Genomic DNA, 16,760 nt, shown 5'->3' with positions numbered 1-16,760 from the left:
GGCGCGCAAGCCGTGGGATGCTGCCGAACGGCAAGCAGAGCATGGGGAGATCAGCGGTGACCGACATATCCTTGCAATCAGGCGTGAATCGCCGGTCACTGATACGAATCGGGGCTCTTGCCCCGCTGCTCACCATGCCGTTGCTGGCTGGATGCGCCACAGGGCCGGGCGGCTTCAATCTGACCGAGGCGATCCGCCGGCTGTTGACCCTGTCGTCGCAGCGGGCCTTTGCGCTGTTGCTGCAACCCAATGGATTTTACGACAGCCAGGTCGCGCGGATCGAGCTGCCGCAGCAATTGGCGAGCAGTGGCGGGGTGTTGCGCCAGGTGCTGACGACACAGGTGGTGCGCGACCGGCTGGCGCGATCACTCAACAGCGCGGCGGAACGCGGCGCGGAACGGGCGGCGCCAGTCATCACCCAGGCAATCAGTTCCATCACCGTCGCCGACGCGATGAGCGTGCTGCGAGGCGGCCCGGGAGCGGCGACGGCACTATTGGAACAATCGCTGGCCGGCGGGCTGATCAACCAGATGTTCCCGGCCGTGGGTGACGCGCTGCGCATCGCTTCGGACGATGTGGTGGCGAGGGCGCTGCGGGCCGCGACCGGTTATGATGTGGCGAGCCTTGCCCGCGATGTCAGCGACGGGGCCAATCGTGGTATCTGGCGGGCGATTGCTGCGGAGGAGGCCAATATTCGCGCCAATCCGCAGGCGACCAACGACCCGCTGCTGATCGCGGTGCTGGCGCTGGCGCGGTAGGATTTCGGAGGGCCATAGCCCTCCGTCATCGCTTTGCTGCGCTTCCTCTCCATCGCAAGTCGATGGGGAGGAAGAGGCAGCCTCAAAAATGCGCGTCGATGGTCAGCGTAGCAATATGACTGTCGGTCAGGCGGGCACCTGGGACGAAGATGTGCTGCCAATTATAGCTGGGGGCTATGCCCAGGCTGTCACTCAATCTGAAGCGGACAGCGGCCGATGTGCGACTGGCGGTCAGGCCGGCGCGCTGGCCCCATTGCGTGTCATTGAGTGAGGCAATCAGTTCCTCGCTCAGGTTCAGATTGGCCGCATCGCTGAGCGGGTAACTGGCGCGCAGGCGCCCACGGGTGCGCCAGCCCCATTCGCCGCCACCGGGCTGGAGCCGTTGTTCCAATCCGGTCCGGCCATCGATGCGCCAATTGCCGATTTGCGCCACGGGAAAGGCAAGATTTTGCCCGACACGATGTTCGATCCGGTCGCTGCCGCCATCAACAAAGCTGTCGACAAGGCCATAGGTGAGTTGCACCGACCACCCTTCTGCCAGTGTCTGGCGCACGCCGATGCGGCCAATCGACTGGGCCACATCGACACTGTTCGACCGTGACCGCAGGATGAGGTCAGCGGTCACTGCGGTCTGATCCGCAACTTTGGCATCTGCTGCGATTACCAGCCAGCCCTGCACATCACTGTCAGCAAGGGCCGCGGTCGGCATCAAAAGCTGGCAAGACAGCGCCACAAGCCACCGGTAGCTCAGCCTCATGTCCCCAGCCCCCCTGCCATGTCCGCTGTGCTACCGCGCTGGCAGTCGCCGCGCTATAGCCTTTGCACGAATCATCCGCTTGCGCCTTGGCGCGGCACATAGGGAAGCACAAGCGCCATGAAATTCTTTGCCGACACCGCCGAAATCGCCGACATCCGTGATCTGGCCGCGACCGGCCTGCTGGATGGCGTGACCACCAATCCGTCACTGATCGCCAAGTCCGGCCGCGATTTCATGGAAGTGACGCGCGAGATTTGCGGGATTGTTGACGGCCCGGTCTCCGCCGAAGTGGTCGCGCTCGACCATGAGGGCATGATGCGTGAGGCCGAAGTGCTGCGCAAGATCGCCGACAATGTCTGCATCAAGGTGCCGCTGACCATCGACGGGCTGAAGACCTGCAAGGCGCTGACCAGCGATGGCACCATGGTCAACGTCACGCTCTGCTTTTCGGCGAGCCAGGCGCTGCTCGCTGCCAAGGCTGGCGCGACCTTCATTTCACCCTTCGTCGGCCGGCATGACGATAATGGCTTTGACGGGATGCAGCTGATCGCCGACATCCGCCTGATCTACGACAATTATGACTTTGCGACCGAAATCCTTGTCGCATCAGTCCGTCACGGCATCCATGTGCTCGAAGCCGCCAAGATCGGCGCCGATGTGATGACCGCCCCGCCCGCGGTCATCAAGGGTCTGGTCAAGCATGTGCTGACCGACAAGGGCATCGAAGGCTTCATGGCCGACTGGGCAAAGACCGGCCAGAGCATCGGGTGAGCAGGCCTCAATCAGGCTTGCGATACATGTATCGCAATGCTATGATGTCGGTATGCCCATCTCGTTGCGCCTGCCCGCCGATGTCGAAAATCGCCTTGCCGCCCTTTCCACGCTGACTGGCCGGTCAAAGACTTTTTACGCCACCGAAGCGATCATCGAGCATATTGATGATCTGGAGGACGCGCATCTGTCCGCCGAGGTGCTGGCGCGGGTGCGCGCCGGGACCGAGGCACGCATTCCCCTGAACGATCTGTTGGCCGATTATGGCCTGGCGGATTGAATTCGCTGACAGCGCCGCCAAACAGCTTCGCAAGTTCGACCCCCAAACCGCGACGCGCATCCTGACCTTTGTCCGCGACCGGTTGGCGCGCCTCGACGATCCGCGCAGCATTGGCGAGGCCTTGCGCGGCAAGGAATTGGGGAGCTTCTGGAAATATCGCGTGGGTGATTATCGCATCATCGCCGACCTTGATGACGGCGTGATGCTGATCACCGTGGTGCGGTTGGGCAACCGGCGCGAGGTGTACCGGCGCTAACAGGCCAGACTTTGACCCGGCCCAAAGACCGGGCCGAATTACCCGCAAGCTCAGGATCACTGAAGTCGGGGAAGCCCCCTCACGTCACCACTGCGTCGGCGCGGGATCCACCACGGTAAAGCCGCCGGCGCGCACTTCGCTGACTTCGAGGGCGCGCTGGGCGATGCCGCGCTGGTCGAAGCGGAAAATGCCGTCGATGCCGCCGAAGCCATCCGCCGCGAACAGGCGGTTTTGCGGGAAGGCGGTGCCGGGGCGCCAGTCGCGCGTCATGCGGACGGTGAGCAGCACCGCGTCATAGCCCATCGAGGCCAGGCGGTAGGGCGCATTGCCATAGCGTTCGCGGTAGCGGGTCGCCATCTGGCTGAACAGACCGTCCGATACGCTGGCGAACCATGCGCCACGCATCGGCGTCGAGGCGGCCAGCGCGCTTTCGGTGTTCCACAATTCAGTGCCGAGAATGCGGGCACCGGTCGTGCCGCCCGTGCGCAGCAGCGGCACGGCGCGAATCGCGGTCTGGCCGGAATCGGCTATCAGCACCGCATCCATCGCGCCAGCCGAAGACAGGCGGCGCGCCGCCCCCGAGATGCCGGTCGCCGAACGATCATAGGATTCCGAAGCGACAAGGGTGCCGCCAGCGGCTGTCACTGCGGTGCGAAGCGAGGCGAGGGCACGCTCTCCATAAATGCTGCGCGGGACAAGCGCGCCAAACCGGTTCATGCCCTGCGCCCGTGCATGGGCGACGACGCGATTGACCGCTTGTCCGGGTTCGAACCCAAGCAGATAGGTGCCGTTGCCGGCAACGCTGCTGTCGTTGGAAAAGCTGATCAGGGGCACATTGGCGGCGCGGGCGATGGGTTGCACGGCACGCACGTCATCAGCGAGCAAAGGCCCAAGAATCAGCTTGTTACCCTCTTCTATCGCTTGCTGCGCGGCGGCCGCGGCACCTGCGCCCGTATCGTAAATGGTAATGCGGATCCGGTCGCTGCGCGAATCAAGCAACGCCAGTGTGGTGGCATTGGCAATGGATGTGCCGACCGGCGCATCAGGTCCGGTCTGGGGGACGAGCAGGGCGACGCGGTGCCGTTCGGTATCGACCGGCAGGCCAGGCGTGGCGACGCCAGTATCGACCGGGGTGGTGGTGGCAGGCCCGTCGGTCCGCGGAACAATCGTCTGGCAGGCCGACACGAGCAGCGCCATCGCGCCGATCGCCAAAGCCCGCCATCCGCTGCGTGCCGCTTGCCGCAGGCCGGTCCGCTCTGCCATGTATGCCGTCATGTCGTCATCTCCCTTACCCGGCCTTTACATCGTCGCGACGCCCATCGGCAACCTCGGCGACCTAAGCGACCGCGCGCGCGCGATTTTATCGGCAGCAGATGTCGTTGCCTGTGAAGATACGCGCGTCACCGGCAAATTGTTGCACCTGTCGGGAATAAAGCGTCCCCTGTTGCGCCACGATGACCATGCAGACGACCGGGCGCGAGCCGCGTTGATTGAACGGATGGGCAGCCAGGTGGTGGTGTTGGTGTCGGATGCCGGCACCCCGCTTATCTCCGACCCCGGATACCGGCTGGTGCGTGACGCGCGGGCAGCGGGGCGGATGGTGACCAGCATTCCCGGTGCCTGTGCCGCGGTTACCGCCTTGACCATGGCGGGGCTGCCGACCGACCGTTTCCTGTTTGCCGGTTTTCTGCCCGCCAAGGCAGGCGCGCGGGCCGGGGTGATTGCCGAACTGGCGGCAGTGCCGGCGACACTGGTTTTTTACGAGAGCGGGCCCCGCCTGCCCACCGCGCTGCTGGCGCTGGCCGAGGGGCTGGGAGACCGCGAGGCGGCGGTGTGCCGCGAACTGACCAAGCTGCACGAGGAATGCGTCACCGGTACGCTGTCCAGCCTTGCCAGCCATTATGCAACGCCGCCGAAGGGAGAGATTGTCATCGTCATCGCGCCGCCGGGTGCGCCCGTGATCGAGGAGGCCAGCGAAGAAAGCATCGACGCCGCGCTGATCGCCGCATTGGCCGATGCACCGGCAGCCAAGGCGGCCAAGGCAGTGGCCAAGCAACTCGGCATCGCGCGGGAAGCTGCCTACGCCCGGGCCATCGAACTGGCGAGCAAGCGCTGAGATGGCGGACCGACGCCGGGCTGCCGCGGAATCGCGCGGACGGCGGGCTGAACGCTGGGCAGCATGGGCCTTGCGGCTGAAAGGCTGGCGTATCCTGGACCAGCGCGTGCGGGCGGCGGGCGGCGAGGTTGACCTGATCGCGCGGCGCGGCCGGATGGTCGCCTTTGTCGAGGTGAAATGGCGTGACCGCGTCGAGGACCTGGACCTGGCCATTGATGCGCGACGGCTGCGGCGGGTGGTAGAAGCCGCACGGCAGCTCGCCCCGCGCTACTTGAAAAAGGGCGATGACATGCGAATTGACGTAATGCTGCTTGCACCGCGGCGATGGCCGCACCATCTGGCAAACGTGTGGCACGACGGGCTGATGGCCTGAGGCCCCCTTGCGTGAGGCGATAAAGGGACCCGAAGGAATGAGTTTGCGTGTTGCTTTCCAGATGGACCCGATCGAGGGGATTGCGATTGGTGGGGACTCTTCCTTTGCTCTGATGATCGAGGCGCAGGCGCGCGGCCATCAGATCTGGCATTATCTTGCCGAAGATCTGACGCTTGACCGCGACAGGCTGACGGCACCGGCGCGAGCCATAGAGCATGTCCAGCGCGTCGCCGGCGACCATGTGCGAGTGGGTGAGACCAGGCGGCTCGATCTGGCGCAGGACGTCGATGTCATCTGGATGCGGCAGGACCCGCCCTTTGACCTGGGCTATATCACCGCCACCCATCTGCTCGAGAGGATCGCGGACAAGACATTGGTGGTCAATGATCCGGTGAGCGTGCGCAACGCCCCGGAAAAGCTCTATGTCCTTGACTTCGCGCAGTATATGCCGCCGACGATGATCACCCGCGATCTGGCTGAGTTGCGCCGGTTTCATGCTGAACATGGGGAAGTCGTGGTCAAGCCGCTGCACGGCAATGCCGGGGCGGCGGTGTTCAGGATTGACGCGTCTGGCAGCAACATGGGCGCGCTCGCCGAACTGTTCGGCAAGGTTTGGCGCGAACCCTTCATGGTGCAGGCATTCCTCCCCGAAGTGGCACAGGGCGACAAGCGCATCGTGCTGGTCGATGGGGAAGTTGCCGGCGCTATCAACCGGCTGCCCGGCAAGGGAGAGATACGCTCCAACCTCGCTGCCGGGGGATCGGCGCACAAGACCGGATTGACCGAAACCGAACAGCGTATCTGCGCCGAACTTGGCCCTGAGCTGAAAAGGCGCGGACTGTTGTTCGTCGGTATTGATGTCATTGGCGGGCAATGGCTGACAGAAATCAATGTCACGTCGCCGACCGGCATTGTCGCCATCGACGGTTTCAACGACAGCAACATCCCGGGGATGATCTGGGACGCGGTTGAAGCACGTCTCGCCGCTCTGGGCTGAACGCTCATGTTCCCTTTACCTCTGGCCTGCATTGACCGCGCATGACCCAATGGATTCTCGATACAATTGCAGCTGGCGGTTACTGGGGCATCTTCTTCCTGATGACCGTGGAGAATATTTTTCCGCCCATTCCGTCCGAACTGATCATGGGCATGGGCGGAATCAATGTCGCGTCGGGACAAATGTCGTTCATCCCGCTGCTCGTGGCGGGGTCTCTCGGCTCGACGCTGGGCAATTATATCTGGTACATGGCGGGCCGCAAAATGGGCTATGAGCGTCTCCGGCCGTTCATCGACCGCTGGGGCCGCTGGCTGACCCTGGATTGGCACGACGTCGAAGACATGATCGCCTTTTTCCAGCGGCACGGCCACTGGATCGTCTTTGTCCTGCGCTTCTCGCCACTGTTGAGGACGATGATTTCCCTGCCCGCCGGCCTGGCGCGGATGAACAGGGTGCGCTTTCTGGTCTATACGCTCGCGGGGACGACCATCTGGAACATCCTGTTGATCGGCGCGGGGATATTTCTCGGCACGCGCTTCCAGGAAGAGGTCGACAAATTTGTCGGGCCGCTCGCGATTCTCACCATAGTGGCTGTGGTCGGTGCCTATGCGTGGCGGGTCATCCGCTGGCGGCCGCGCACCTGACCCGGCGGAACGTCCCGCCCCGACCGCTCACTCCTCTCCGGACGCCAACATCGCCACCCGAAGCGCATCAAGCGCGGCCTTCTTGATCTGGCACACGCGTGCGGCGCCGACGCCAAGCACAGCGCCAATATCCTCCAGCGGCAATTCCTCGACGAAATAGAGTTGCAACACCAACGCCTGCCGTTCGGGCAAGGCGGAAATGGCGCGGGCGAGCAGGTCCGCGCCCTCGGCCCGGATCATCGCGGCCTCCGCCGCTTCGGCAGGATCTGACAATAGCGCAGCCTGAGCATCACCAAACAGGTCGAGCGGTTCAAAGGCCAGCGGCTCAATAGCCTGTTGCAGCTGGCACCAGCCCTGTGCATCGAGGCCCAGCGCACAGGCCATTTCGGCATCGGTGGGCGTGCGCAGCAATTGCCCCATCAGGCGGATGCGCACCTGCTCAACCTGGCGCTTTCGCGCAATGGCTGTCCGTGACAACGTGGCATCGCGCCGCAAGGCGTCGATCATCGCGCCGCGGATCCGCGTCTGGGCATAGGTGGCAAAAGCGTGGCCGCGATCCTGCCAATGGCTTGCGGCCTCCACCAGAGCCACCATGCCGGTCTGGACCAATTCCTCCAGATCATTCACCCCCGGCGCACGGCGATGCAACTGCCAGGCGATGCGCCGGACCAATGGGATATGATCGACGATGCGCCGGGCAAACCGGCCTGTGTCACTATGCGTTTCAGCACCGGCTTGCGGGGTGCAGGTCGGGGACGGGGTCCAATGTTTGCCCATGAAGTGGCGGCTCCTTGCAACGTCAGCGGTTGGACGCGCAGGCCAGCGATTCTGGATCCGCCGCACGTCCAACCGCTGGCATTGCAAGCCCGGTGCCAGTCGCGCGGCGGAGTTTTTTATCTGGTATGTCAGATATTTGGCTGTTTCATCGTCGATTGGCGGGTCAATCTCTTGACGCAGCCGACCCATCAGGCGTCAAATCATTGACGCCGGCTTGGGCACCCTTCGCCAGAATCGCCTCAGCCACAAGCAGCGGCTGGACGGCATAGCGCCCGGTGCTGATCCGCTCTCGCAGTCGGGCAATTCGGTCGAGCGCGATAGCCCCAGGCGAAGGCCAAGGGTTCGCATGCGTCAACGACGCGTCAATATCTGTCATTATCTGGTCCTTTTTCGAGGTCTGGCCGGCCTCCGCATCCATTGACGGACAACCAAGCAGGAAGTTGCGGGTGTCGACGACAAAAAATTGGCCTGCTGTTCACGATCCGCGACGGCCTGCGGCCAAATCATGCACCAAAAATTTACCCAAATCGGGCTACTGACCGGTCATGGAAATGAGTTGGACACCTTCCCGCCCGGACAATGATACCGCGCGCGAACCGCGGGTATCGAAACTTGTCTCTCTGGAACTCAGCAGCGACCGTCACCAGCGCACCAAAATCGTGGTGCGCAACCTGTCTCCGCACGGGATTGGCGCTCGCGGCGAGATCGATCTGCTGCCCTGTGAGAGGGTCACGCTGCACCTGCCGGGTGACCGCTGTGTCGCCGCAACGGTCCGCTGGGTAAGAAAGGGCACATTTGGCCTGTCCCTCGACGAGCGGATCGATGCCACAGCCGTCCAGCCCACGGCGAAAGCGAGCGCCGGTCTCATAACCCGCGACGCCGAAGTAGGCTTTCATCGCCTGCGACACAATACGGACGCCGCGCCGCGCAGTGGCTTTCAGCGCTCGCACCGCGATGAGGTTCTGCGCAACAGCATTTGGACCGAAAACTGAGCATTGCCGCCGGTTGACCTGACGGGTCTCCAAAACATCCTGATCCTGCGCCTCGCACGGCCGCACCTGAAGGCTGTCCCGCATCTGCGATGGGCGTCAGCCGCATGTGTCCGGTCGCGCGCACCCGCACAGGCAAAAGGGCCGGAACGCCGTGGCGTCCCGACCCTTTGGAGTTTCCGTCAATGGCGTCCTGTCAGGCGACTTCGCGCACTGCCTCACCATTTTCGTCGAGATCACGCAGCACATAGCCGCGGCCCCACACCGTTTCGATGTAATTTTCACCTTCGCAGGCCAGGCTCAATTTCTTGCGCAGCTTGCAGATAAAGACGTCGATGATCTTGAGTTCGGGTTCGTCCATGCCGCCATAAAGGTGGTTGAGGAACATTTCCTTGGTCAGGGTCGTACCCTTGCGGAGCGAGAGCAGCTCGAGCATCTGATATTCCTTGCCGGTCAGATGAACGCGGTTGCCATCGACTTCGACCGTCTTGGCATCAAGGTTGACCGCCAGCTTGCCGGTGCGGATGATCGATTGCGAGTGGCCCTTGGACCGGCGGACAACCGCCTGGATGCGGGCCACCAATTCTTCGCGATGGAACGGCTTGGTGACATAATCGTCAGCGCCAAAGCCGAACGAGCGCACCTTGCTGTCCATTTCGGAAATGCCCGACAGGATCAGTACCGGGGTCTGCACCTTGGCGGTACGGAGCTTTTTCAGCACGTCATAGCCGTGCATGTCCGGCAGATTGAGGTCGAGCAAAATGATGTCATAGTCATAGAGCTTGCCGAGGTCCAAGCCCTCTTCGCCCAGGTCCGTTGTATAGACATTGAAACCTTCGACAGTGAGCATCGTTTCGATGGCCTTGGCCGTCGTCGGTTCGTCTTCGATCAAGAGCACGCGCATGCGGCTGTTCCCCTCGGCAGTGACATTCCCCTATGTCGCCTTCGCATCGGCGATGGCCACATAGTCCATTAACCTTATCGTCTATCAAGGAAAAAGGTTAATTTTTGACTAACCGTTAGGAAATGATTGCGCGACAGCCCGAAAACCCACGCTTTCTGGCAGAAAATCGTAAAGATCGGATGAGCCGCGCAACGGTTTCAGATGTCCGGACCGGTTGAGGAATTAACAGCAAACAGCGGATGGGACCGCAGTGCGGTCACCAGATGCTCCGCCAGAGCGACCACGCGTCGCGGCCGCAGGCGCGATGGCGGGCTGACCAGAAAAAGCGTCATTGCTTGTGCAGTCCATTCATCAAGCAGAGGCACGAGCGCGCCATGTGCCAGTGGCTGGGCCACGATGAACCGCGGCAGCAAGGCCATGGCCTGACCGGCCAGCAGCAATGGCACCATCAGTTCGCCATTGTTGACAAACAGGGGGCCGGTCGGTGCCACTGACACGCGGTCGCCCTCCCGGTGGACAAAGCGGACAGGTGCATCGCGCCGATCATGTCCATAGCCCAGCAAGCGGTGGGCTGAAAGCTGGTGGGGATGATCCGGCACACCATGCTCCGCAAGATAGGCTGGACTGGCCGCGAGCAGAATCGGTACCGGGGCAATCGCCTGTGCCAGAAGACTGCTGTCATCCAGGGTGCCGATCCTGAGAGCCAGGTCAATCCCCTCCGCAACCAGATCACTGCGGGCATCGTTGAGTAGCACGTCGATGGTCACGCGCGGGTGCTGGCCAAGGAAGGACGCAAGGACATCCCCCAGACAGGCAAGGCCCAGACTCATCGGCGCGGTCAGTCGCACCTGCCCTGCCAGCTGGGCAGCGTCGCTGCGCGCCGCTTCTTCGGCAGCCATGCCGCTGGCTACAATCGTCCGCGCATGATCGGCCAATGCCTGTCCAGCCGCCGTCAGAGCCACACGGCGCGATGTGCGATGGAACAGCGCGACGCCAAGCCGCGCTTCCAGCCGGGCAATCGCCTTGGAAACCGTCGGAACGGACACCGCATTCGCCGACGCAGCAGCCCGGAAACTGCCATGATCAGCCACCGCGGCGAAAAGAGCCCATGCCTCGAAATCGGGAAGTTGCATTTTCAAGGCCCAATAAATGGAAACAATGTCTTTCTATCATTACTATTTTGTCATGCATATGACGATGTCATAACCCGTTCATCCGCCGCTGTCGTGCCGTCCCGCGCATCGATCGCCCAGAGGACCGTGTTGATGATTGACCATCGTCCCTTTGCCAGCCTCGGTCATGCGCAGCATGGCTGGCTCGATGCCGCCCATCATTTCAGCTTTGCCGGCTATCATGATCCCGCCCGCATGGGCTGGGGTGCGCTGCGTGTGTGGAATGATGATGCGATCGCCGGACAGAGCGGCTTTCCCCCGCACCCCCATCGCGACATGGAAATCATCACCTATGTCCGGACCGGCGCGATCACTCATCGCGACAGCATGGGCAATGTCGGTCGCACCGAAGCCGGCGACGTCCAGGTCATGAGCGCAGGCACCGGCGTGCAGCACAGCGAAATGAATCTGGAAAACGGGACGACGACGCTGTTCCAGATCTGGATCCTGCCCGATGCCGCCGGTGGGCCGCCGGGATGGGGTCAGCGCAAATTCCCCAAGTCCGACCGCAGCGGACAGTTCGTCACGCTGGCCAGCGGCATCCCCGGCGACAGCGCCCTGCCCATCCGGGCCAATGCCCGGGTAGCAGGCGCAACCGTGCCAGCAGGCGCAACCATCAGCTATGACCTGGCGCCCGGCCGCCACGCCTATCTCGTGTCAGCCAAAGGGCGCATCCGCATCAACGGTATCGAAGCCGAGCCGCGCGATGGCATCGCCATCAAGGACGAACCGAAAATTCGGATAGAGGCGATTGATGATGCCGAACTGGTGCTCGTCGACAGCCTCTGAACCATAAAGTCTCCCCCCCCCCCGGCCCCTTCCCTTCCCCCACCCAGGGAAGGGGCCAACCCGGCTAACCGGGCGCGGTGCCATATGGGTCAAGGAGCGTGACGGGCGCCTGCCGTAGACACCGGAGCGGTCGCGATTAACCATGAGTCCTGTCGAAAACTCTTACGGTCGGTGATCCGTTAACCATGTAAGCGTTTGAATCGCCATTTTGGCACGAATCCTGCTTTACCCCAATCAGATCAGAAAATGGGGTGTACAATGGTTAAGGGAAACAGGATCGCTCTGGGTATGACTGCTTTGGCTGTGGCACTGGTGACCGCGCCAGCAGCGGCAACATTCAGCTTTGGCAACTGGGGTGGCTTTGGCAGCTGGAGCGGCTGGGGCAATTATTCGTCCAGCCACAAGCATTACTGCAACTGTGGCCACGCCGGCTCATGCGCGACCACATCAACCAGCACATCATCGGGTGGTTCGAGCTCGACCAGCAGCACCTCGGGCGGCTGGAGCAGCACCTCGTCGGGCGGCACCAGCAGCGGCGTCACCAGCTCGACCGGTGGCAGCACATCGACATCGACCGGTGGCAGCACGTCGTCGACCAGCAGCGGCGGTTCGTCGGGTGGTTCCTCGGGTGGCGCAACGCCGGTACCGGGTCCGGGCATGGTCGGCCTGTTCGGTCTTGGCCTTCTGGGCGTTGCTGCGGCCCGCATGCGTCGCCGTCGCAAGGAAGCCTGATCTCGCCGCCGGGCTGTTCGCCCGGGGTTTCAGACAAAAGGGGGGAGTGGTCCGCGCCCGGACCACTCCCCCTCCCTTTTTGGCTTGCGGGTGCAGGCCGGATCAGCGGCTGCTGATCTGTCGGCGCAACTGTGCCACTTCGACCGGCTGTTCGGACAGGCTGTCAAACGGCGCGAGTGCAGCAAGTGCGGCATCGCGCTCGCCGTTGCGGAACAGCATTTCCGCCAGCAGGTAGGACAGGTGCAACTCGCCCGGCGCCATCAACACGGCCCTCCGCATACGGCTGATCGCAAGCGAGCCGAACCCTTCGCGATCTGCCAACTGGGCCGACAGCACAAGCGCGGGCAGGTGATTTTCAAGCTTTTGCCCTGTCGCATTGAGCAGGCTCAGCGCCTCACCGGTCTTGTTCTGCGTTGCCAGCAATTTGGCCCGCATATAGGCGGCGATCGGATTGCCGGCCTGAAGCACATCGACGCGGTCGAGTACGTCCTCCATCTCGTCAAATCGTTGCAGATCGCCCAAGGCGGCGGCACGACCCAGATTGGCGGCGACATTGGAAGGGCTGACCGCCACGGCGCGATCATAGGCGGTCAGTGCCGCCTCCCGCCGTCCTTGCGCTTCGGCCACACGACCAGCCAGTATGTGGCTGCCCGGCAATTTGGGGGACAGGGCCAGCGCTCGGCTGGCATGACCAGCCGCACCATTGACATTGCCCGCCGTCAATTCGGCAAGCCCCGCTTCGATATGCACGCGGCCATCATCGGGAAAACTGGCAGCGGCGGCGCGATAGGCCGCCAGTCCGCCGGCCTTGTCATCACCCATCATGGCAAGGGCGGCAGCCAGCCGCGCCTTGTCGGCAGGTGTCGCGGCCAATGTCGGCAACACCGCACGAAGCGCTTCCTGGTCGCCCGCCAGCACCGCCGCTTCCCCTTCGAGCACGGCAAGCTGGGGGTCAGTTGAACCCAACCGGCGTGCATCTGCGACGGCTGCGCGCGCACCGAGCCAATCTCCCAGTTCAAGCAGGGTCCGCGCCAGAGCGGTCGCCACCTTCGGATCATCCGGATGGAGCCGCGCCGCACTCATCAATTCAACGCGGGCGACGTGATAATCGCCCTTGGCCATCGCGGCCTGTCCGCGGGCAAAGGCCTGGGCATCATCCGCCTCACGCGAGCAGCCGGCAAGCACTGCCAGCAGGCAGAGCGGCGCCATTGCCGAGGTGAAAAGGCGATTGCGAGGGAGGGTGCGGGCGGTGGTACTGGTCATGGCCGTCAGCGTGTCCAATGCGGGGGGGGGATGAACGTCGATCCCGCCTTAGCGCATGATGGGGAAATTTTCGGTAAAGTTCCGGACTGTTTTGCAGCGGCGCTCTTCTCTCGCTAAGCGGACGCTATTGCCCTATGGGCGGGCCATGCTTGCGGATCATGTCCTCCATATCGACAGCGAGGCGCTGATCGTCGACAAACCGGCCGGCCTGCCGGTCGATGCGCCACGCGACGGCAGCCTGTCGGTCGAAAACCATCTCCAGTCGCTGATGCTTGGCTATCGCGAATGGCCCCGCCCGGTGCACAGGCTCGACCGCGACACTTCGGGTTGCCTGATGCTGGGCCGCAGCGCCAAAGCGCACAAGCGCCTCAGTCTCGCCTTTGAACAGGGGCTGGTGGCGAAACGCTATCTCGCCATTCTCGACGGCGTGCCGGAGGGCGAAGGCGGGCTGATCGACATGCCGCTGACCAAGGTTTCGACCAAGGAAGACGGCTGGCGCATCGTTGCTGCCGCAGGGGACAGCAAGGGCGCCAAATCCGCACGGACCAGGTGGGAAGTGATGAGCATCGCCGCTGGCCGTGCGCTGATCGCCTTTCACCCCGAAACCGGCCGAACGCACCAGCTGCGGGTGCATGCCGCATCGGGGCTGGGCCATGCTATCGTTGGCGACCCCATCTATGGCACCACGCATGAAGCCGGGCTCATGCTGCATGCCGCCGACCTCAGCCTGGCGCGCGAGGGCAAGACGCTGATCAATGCCCACGCCCCCTTCCCTGCCCGCTTTGCCGCGCTGGGTTTTGCCGATCCGGATGCGGATTGACGTGCCATGCCGCTCATCCCCGTCACCCGGTCCATCAGCATCGACAGCGACGAGCTGGAGGAAAGCTTTGTCCGGTCGACCGGGGCCGGCGGACAGCATGTCAACACCACTGACAGCGCGGTGCAGCTGAGGTTCGACGTCGGCAACAGCCCCAACCTGCCCGAAGCGGTCAAGCACCGCCTTGCCGCCATTGCCGGACGGCGGATGACGGCAGACGGCGTCCTCATCCTGCGGTCAGAAGGGTCCCGGTCACAGGCGATGAACCGGCAGGAGGTGCGGGAGCGCCTGTTCGCGATGATCCGCGCCGCCACCTTTGTGCCCAAGGCGCGCAAGGCGACCAAGCCGAGCAAGGCGGCCAAGGCGCGGCGGGTTGACGCCAAAAAGGCACGCAGCGGCATCAAGGCCGGTCGCGGGCGGATCATCCTTGACTGATGCCTTCGACAATTGGCGCAGCGCGGATTATGGGACGCGGCATGTTTGCTTTTGACTTCACCGCCGCCGACCCCGCCACCCTGTGGGCGGAGCTTGCCGATGCCGCCGACGCAATCACGGCGGATGAGGTCGATGCCATTGCCAATATGGCCAATGTCGCGGCCCTGATTTGGCAGGCCATCCCTGATCTGAACTGGGCGGGATTTTACCGCTTTGACGGGACCGAGTTGGTGCTGGGGCCGTTCCAGGGCAAATCGGCTTGTATCCGAATCAGCCTCGATCGCGGCGTGTGCGGCGCGGCCGCACGGACACGTTCGACCCAGCTGGTAGAGGATGTGCATGCCTTTCCCGGCCATATAGCCTGTGACGCGGCCAGCCGGTCCGAACTGGTGGTGCCCATCCTGTGTGACGGCAGGCTCATCGGCGTGCTTGATCTCGACAGCCCAAGCCCCGGCCGTTTCACCCCTGATGACGCGCTGGGTGCCGAAGCCATGATGGCCCGGATTGGCGCGCGACTGGCCGAACGGCGCTGATTCCGACACTATCGATCCGAACCGACAGTTAATTTCCGCCCCAATTCAGGACAAGGGCACCATTCTGCCAGTAGGCGTGTCTGCGGCGGAAATGCTAACAGTACGTCAACCATAGTCATTTGCGGCTGATTAATCAGCCCGGAGTGTTGAACATGCGCACCCTGTTGCTCGTTGGAATTGCTGGATTTGCTGCTTGGCACGCTGATGCCGCGATGGCGAATCACTATGGCGAGAGCCGCGTCGAGCGACGGGTAACGATCATCAACAGCGATCTGCCGCAGGATGAGGTCGTCTATGTCAGCGGTGATGACCGCGTGCCAACCGAATATGATTATCGCGGCCGCTGGCAGGGCGAATGGAATGGCCGCTGGATCGACGGTGATCCGCGTGCCTACGAAGGTCGCTACGAAGGAACCTATGACAATCGCGGCGCAGGGTACGACGTCCCCGCCCCGACCCGGGTGCGCGAACGCAGCAGCAATCGCAGCCGCACCACAGCACGCCGCAGCAACACCGTGCGCCGCTACAGCGATGCCGACATGGCCCGTCTGTGCCGACCCGACAACGGCCTGGGCGGCGCGGCCATCGGCGGCGTGGTTGGCGGCGTCGTCGGCAATCGTGTGGCTGGTCGCGGGAACCGCACGGCAGGCACCCTGCTGGGCGCAGGTGCCGGTGCCATTGCCGGCGCGGTAATTGACCGCAACGAAGACCGGCGGGCCTGTGATGAATGGTTGCGGTCACGTTCTGTTGAATATCGTTCGGCGCCGGTCGCTTATGGCTATCCGGTAGGGACCTACCCGGTTGCCGGTTATCGTGGCACTCCGGTCCGTTACCGTTCGACCGCAGCCGACGGCATCACCCGCGGATGGGTGTTGCCGGGATCTGACCGCGTTTACACATCGGAGGAATTGGCCGAATTGTGCGTCACCGGCGCCCGCAACGCCGCGACCGAATCCCGCCTGTGTGATACATGGGCATCGGAAACCGGAGGCTATGGCGCGGCGACCGACTATGCGGCCGGTGGCTATGCGACCGCTCCGGCAACTGCCTATGCGGAGAGCGGCGTGGCCTATGTGCAGCCGATTGGTGTGACTTACAGCGCCCCGATCATCATCGAGGAAACCGAGACCTGGTATGAAACGGTCGCGGTACCCGCTTCTCGCCCGGCCGTTCGTCGTGCGACTCCGGCGCGTCGCGCCGCACGGCGGGCCCCCGCACCCCGGCCAGCGGCCCGTTGTGTCTGCCGCTAGGCCGGAAGGTGTGACCGGGTAAAACCGGCATTAAGGCCAAAAGTTCCGCTGATTCAGACCGTTTTTCGTCGATCGCGGGAAAACTGCCAAAATGGAACTATTTACGGTCATTTGTTGATAGAATTCGCTTGAGACCTGCGTGCCGCT

Annotated in this window: 22 protein-coding genes; 14 read left to right on the top strand and 8 right to left on the bottom strand. The window is 63.3% G+C overall.

Going from position 1 to position 16,760, the window contains the following annotated elements:
* Window positions 1-56 precede the first annotated feature (56 nt).
* A complete protein-coding gene (locus GV829_RS08135) occupies window positions 57-758 on the top strand; it encodes a DUF4197 domain-containing protein (RefSeq protein ID WP_169945668.1) in 702 nt (233 codons plus the stop codon).
* An 82-nt stretch (window positions 759-840) separates the two neighbouring features.
* Here the strand turns inward: GV829_RS08135 and GV829_RS08130 are convergent, their stop codons facing one another.
* Window positions 841-1,467, bottom strand: coding sequence for a DUF2490 domain-containing protein (locus GV829_RS08130; protein ID WP_169945666.1), 627 nt, complete (start codon window positions 1,465-1,467; stop codon window positions 841-843).
* A gap of 165 nt (window positions 1,468-1,632) precedes the next feature.
* Between GV829_RS08130 and fsa the strand changes: the two genes are divergently transcribed.
* The 3 genes from fsa to GV829_RS08115 are packed head-to-tail and all read left to right on the top strand — an operon-like array spanning window position 1,633 to window position 2,822.
* Complete coding sequence (gene fsa / locus GV829_RS08125; protein ID WP_169945664.1) at window positions 1,633-2,286, top strand: fructose-6-phosphate aldolase; 654 nt, start codon at window positions 1,633-1,635, stop codon at window positions 2,284-2,286.
* Between the two features lie 52 nt (window positions 2,287-2,338).
* Complete coding sequence (relB, locus tag GV829_RS08120) at window positions 2,339-2,566, top strand: type II toxin-antitoxin system RelB family antitoxin (protein ID WP_169945662.1); 228 nt, start codon at window positions 2,339-2,341, stop codon at window positions 2,564-2,566.
* Window positions 2,550-2,822, top strand: coding sequence for a type II toxin-antitoxin system RelE family toxin (locus tag GV829_RS08115; RefSeq protein WP_169945660.1), 273 nt, complete (start codon window positions 2,550-2,552; stop codon window positions 2,820-2,822). Before relB ends, GV829_RS08115 begins: the two co-directional genes overlap by 17 nt.
* Before the next feature lie 84 nt (window positions 2,823-2,906).
* On the opposite strand, the gene GV829_RS08110 is transcribed toward GV829_RS08115, so the two are convergent.
* A complete protein-coding gene (locus GV829_RS08110; protein WP_246202780.1) occupies window positions 2,907-4,097 on the bottom strand; it encodes a penicillin-binding protein activator in 1,191 nt (396 codons plus the stop codon).
* Between GV829_RS08110 and rsmI the strand changes: the two genes are divergently transcribed.
* Genes rsmI through GV829_RS08090 form a run of 4 tightly spaced genes read left to right on the top strand, consistent with a single transcriptional unit; the run spans window position 4,096 to window position 6,952 of the window.
* A complete protein-coding gene (gene rsmI / locus GV829_RS08105; protein ID WP_169945658.1) occupies window positions 4,096-4,938 on the top strand; it encodes a 16S rRNA (cytidine(1402)-2'-O)-methyltransferase in 843 nt (280 codons plus the stop codon). The two genes, GV829_RS08110 and rsmI, sit on opposite strands and share 2 nt — an antisense overlap.
* Window position 4,939: 1 nt before the next feature.
* Complete coding sequence (locus GV829_RS08100) at window positions 4,940-5,311, top strand: YraN family protein (protein ID WP_169945656.1); 372 nt, start codon at window positions 4,940-4,942, stop codon at window positions 5,309-5,311.
* 37 nt (window positions 5,312-5,348) lie between these two features.
* Window positions 5,349-6,308, top strand: coding sequence for a glutathione synthase (gene gshB / locus GV829_RS08095; RefSeq protein WP_169945654.1), 960 nt, complete (start codon window positions 5,349-5,351; stop codon window positions 6,306-6,308).
* Between the two features lie 41 nt (window positions 6,309-6,349).
* Complete coding sequence (locus tag GV829_RS08090) at window positions 6,350-6,952, top strand: DedA family protein (protein WP_169945652.1); 603 nt, start codon at window positions 6,350-6,352, stop codon at window positions 6,950-6,952.
* 27 nt (window positions 6,953-6,979) lie between these two features.
* Here GV829_RS08090 and GV829_RS08085 read toward each other — a convergent pair whose 3' ends face one another.
* Complete coding sequence (locus GV829_RS08085) at window positions 6,980-7,729, bottom strand: sigma-70 family RNA polymerase sigma factor (RefSeq protein WP_169945650.1); 750 nt, start codon at window positions 7,727-7,729, stop codon at window positions 6,980-6,982.
* A gap of 163 nt (window positions 7,730-7,892) precedes the next feature.
* Window positions 7,893-8,105, bottom strand: a complete 213-nt coding sequence (locus tag GV829_RS08080; protein ID WP_169945648.1) for a flagellar biosynthesis anti-sigma factor FlgM — start codon at window positions 8,103-8,105, stop codon at window positions 7,893-7,895.
* A gap of 175 nt (window positions 8,106-8,280) precedes the next feature.
* On the opposite strand from GV829_RS08080, the gene GV829_RS08075 reads away from it, so the two are divergent.
* The gene (locus tag GV829_RS08075; protein ID WP_169945647.1) at window positions 8,281-8,721 is read left to right on the top strand and encodes a hypothetical protein; all 441 of its coding nucleotides are present in this window, start codon (window positions 8,281-8,283) and stop codon (window positions 8,719-8,721) included.
* Window positions 8,722-8,914: 193 nt separating this feature from the next.
* Here GV829_RS08075 and ctrA read toward each other — a convergent pair whose 3' ends face one another.
* Both ctrA and GV829_RS08065 read right to left on the bottom strand, forming a co-directional pair.
* The gene (gene ctrA, locus GV829_RS08070; RefSeq protein ID WP_169945646.1) at window positions 8,915-9,622 is read right to left on the bottom strand and encodes a response regulator transcription factor CtrA; all 708 of its coding nucleotides are present in this window, start codon (window positions 9,620-9,622) and stop codon (window positions 8,915-8,917) included.
* A gap of 197 nt (window positions 9,623-9,819) precedes the next feature.
* Window positions 9,820-10,755: a LysR family transcriptional regulator gene (locus tag GV829_RS08065; protein ID WP_169948113.1), complete on the bottom strand. Its 936-nt coding sequence runs from the start codon at window positions 10,753-10,755 to the stop codon at window positions 9,820-9,822.
* Between the two features lie 132 nt (window positions 10,756-10,887).
* On the opposite strand from GV829_RS08065, the gene GV829_RS08060 reads away from it, so the two are divergent.
* Window positions 10,888-11,583: a pirin family protein gene (locus tag GV829_RS08060; protein ID WP_169945645.1), complete on the top strand. Its 696-nt coding sequence runs from the start codon at window positions 10,888-10,890 to the stop codon at window positions 11,581-11,583.
* A 407-nt stretch (window positions 11,584-11,990) separates the two neighbouring features.
* Here the strand turns inward: GV829_RS08060 and GV829_RS08055 are convergent, their stop codons facing one another.
* Together GV829_RS08055 and GV829_RS08050 are read right to left on the bottom strand one after the other, a co-directional pair.
* Entirely contained in the window at window positions 11,991-12,242 is a 252-nt protein-coding gene (locus GV829_RS08055) for a hypothetical protein (RefSeq protein ID WP_169945644.1), read from the bottom strand.
* Window positions 12,243-12,417: 175 nt separating this feature from the next.
* A complete protein-coding gene (locus GV829_RS08050; RefSeq protein ID WP_169945642.1) occupies window positions 12,418-13,578 on the bottom strand; it encodes a tetratricopeptide repeat protein in 1,161 nt (386 codons plus the stop codon).
* 145 nt (window positions 13,579-13,723) lie between these two features.
* On the opposite strand from GV829_RS08050, the gene GV829_RS08045 reads away from it, so the two are divergent.
* The 4 genes from GV829_RS08045 (at window position 13,724) to GV829_RS14315 (ending at window position 16,613) form a co-directional block, all read left to right on the top strand.
* Window positions 13,724-14,398: an RluA family pseudouridine synthase gene (locus tag GV829_RS08045; protein WP_169945641.1), complete on the top strand. Its 675-nt coding sequence runs from the start codon at window positions 13,724-13,726 to the stop codon at window positions 14,396-14,398.
* Between the two features lie 6 nt (window positions 14,399-14,404).
* Window positions 14,405-14,830: an alternative ribosome rescue aminoacyl-tRNA hydrolase ArfB gene (gene arfB, locus GV829_RS08040; RefSeq protein WP_169945639.1), complete on the top strand. Its 426-nt coding sequence runs from the start codon at window positions 14,405-14,407 to the stop codon at window positions 14,828-14,830.
* A 41-nt stretch (window positions 14,831-14,871) separates the two neighbouring features.
* On the top strand, window positions 14,872-15,363 hold the full coding sequence (locus GV829_RS08035) for a GAF domain-containing protein (RefSeq protein WP_169945637.1): 492 nt from the start codon (window positions 14,872-14,874) through the stop codon (window positions 15,361-15,363).
* A 152-nt stretch (window positions 15,364-15,515) separates the two neighbouring features.
* Entirely contained in the window at window positions 15,516-16,613 is a 1,098-nt protein-coding gene (locus GV829_RS14315) for a glycine zipper 2TM domain-containing protein (protein WP_246202778.1), read from the top strand.
* Window positions 16,614-16,760 lie beyond the last annotated feature (147 nt).

Origin of the sequence: Sphingomonas lacunae (genome assembly GCF_012979535.1) — a bacterium.
Lineage (GTDB): Bacteria > Pseudomonadota > Alphaproteobacteria > Sphingomonadales > Sphingomonadaceae > Sphingopyxis > Sphingopyxis lacunae.
This window is presented reverse-complemented; position numbering and strand designations above follow the sequence as displayed.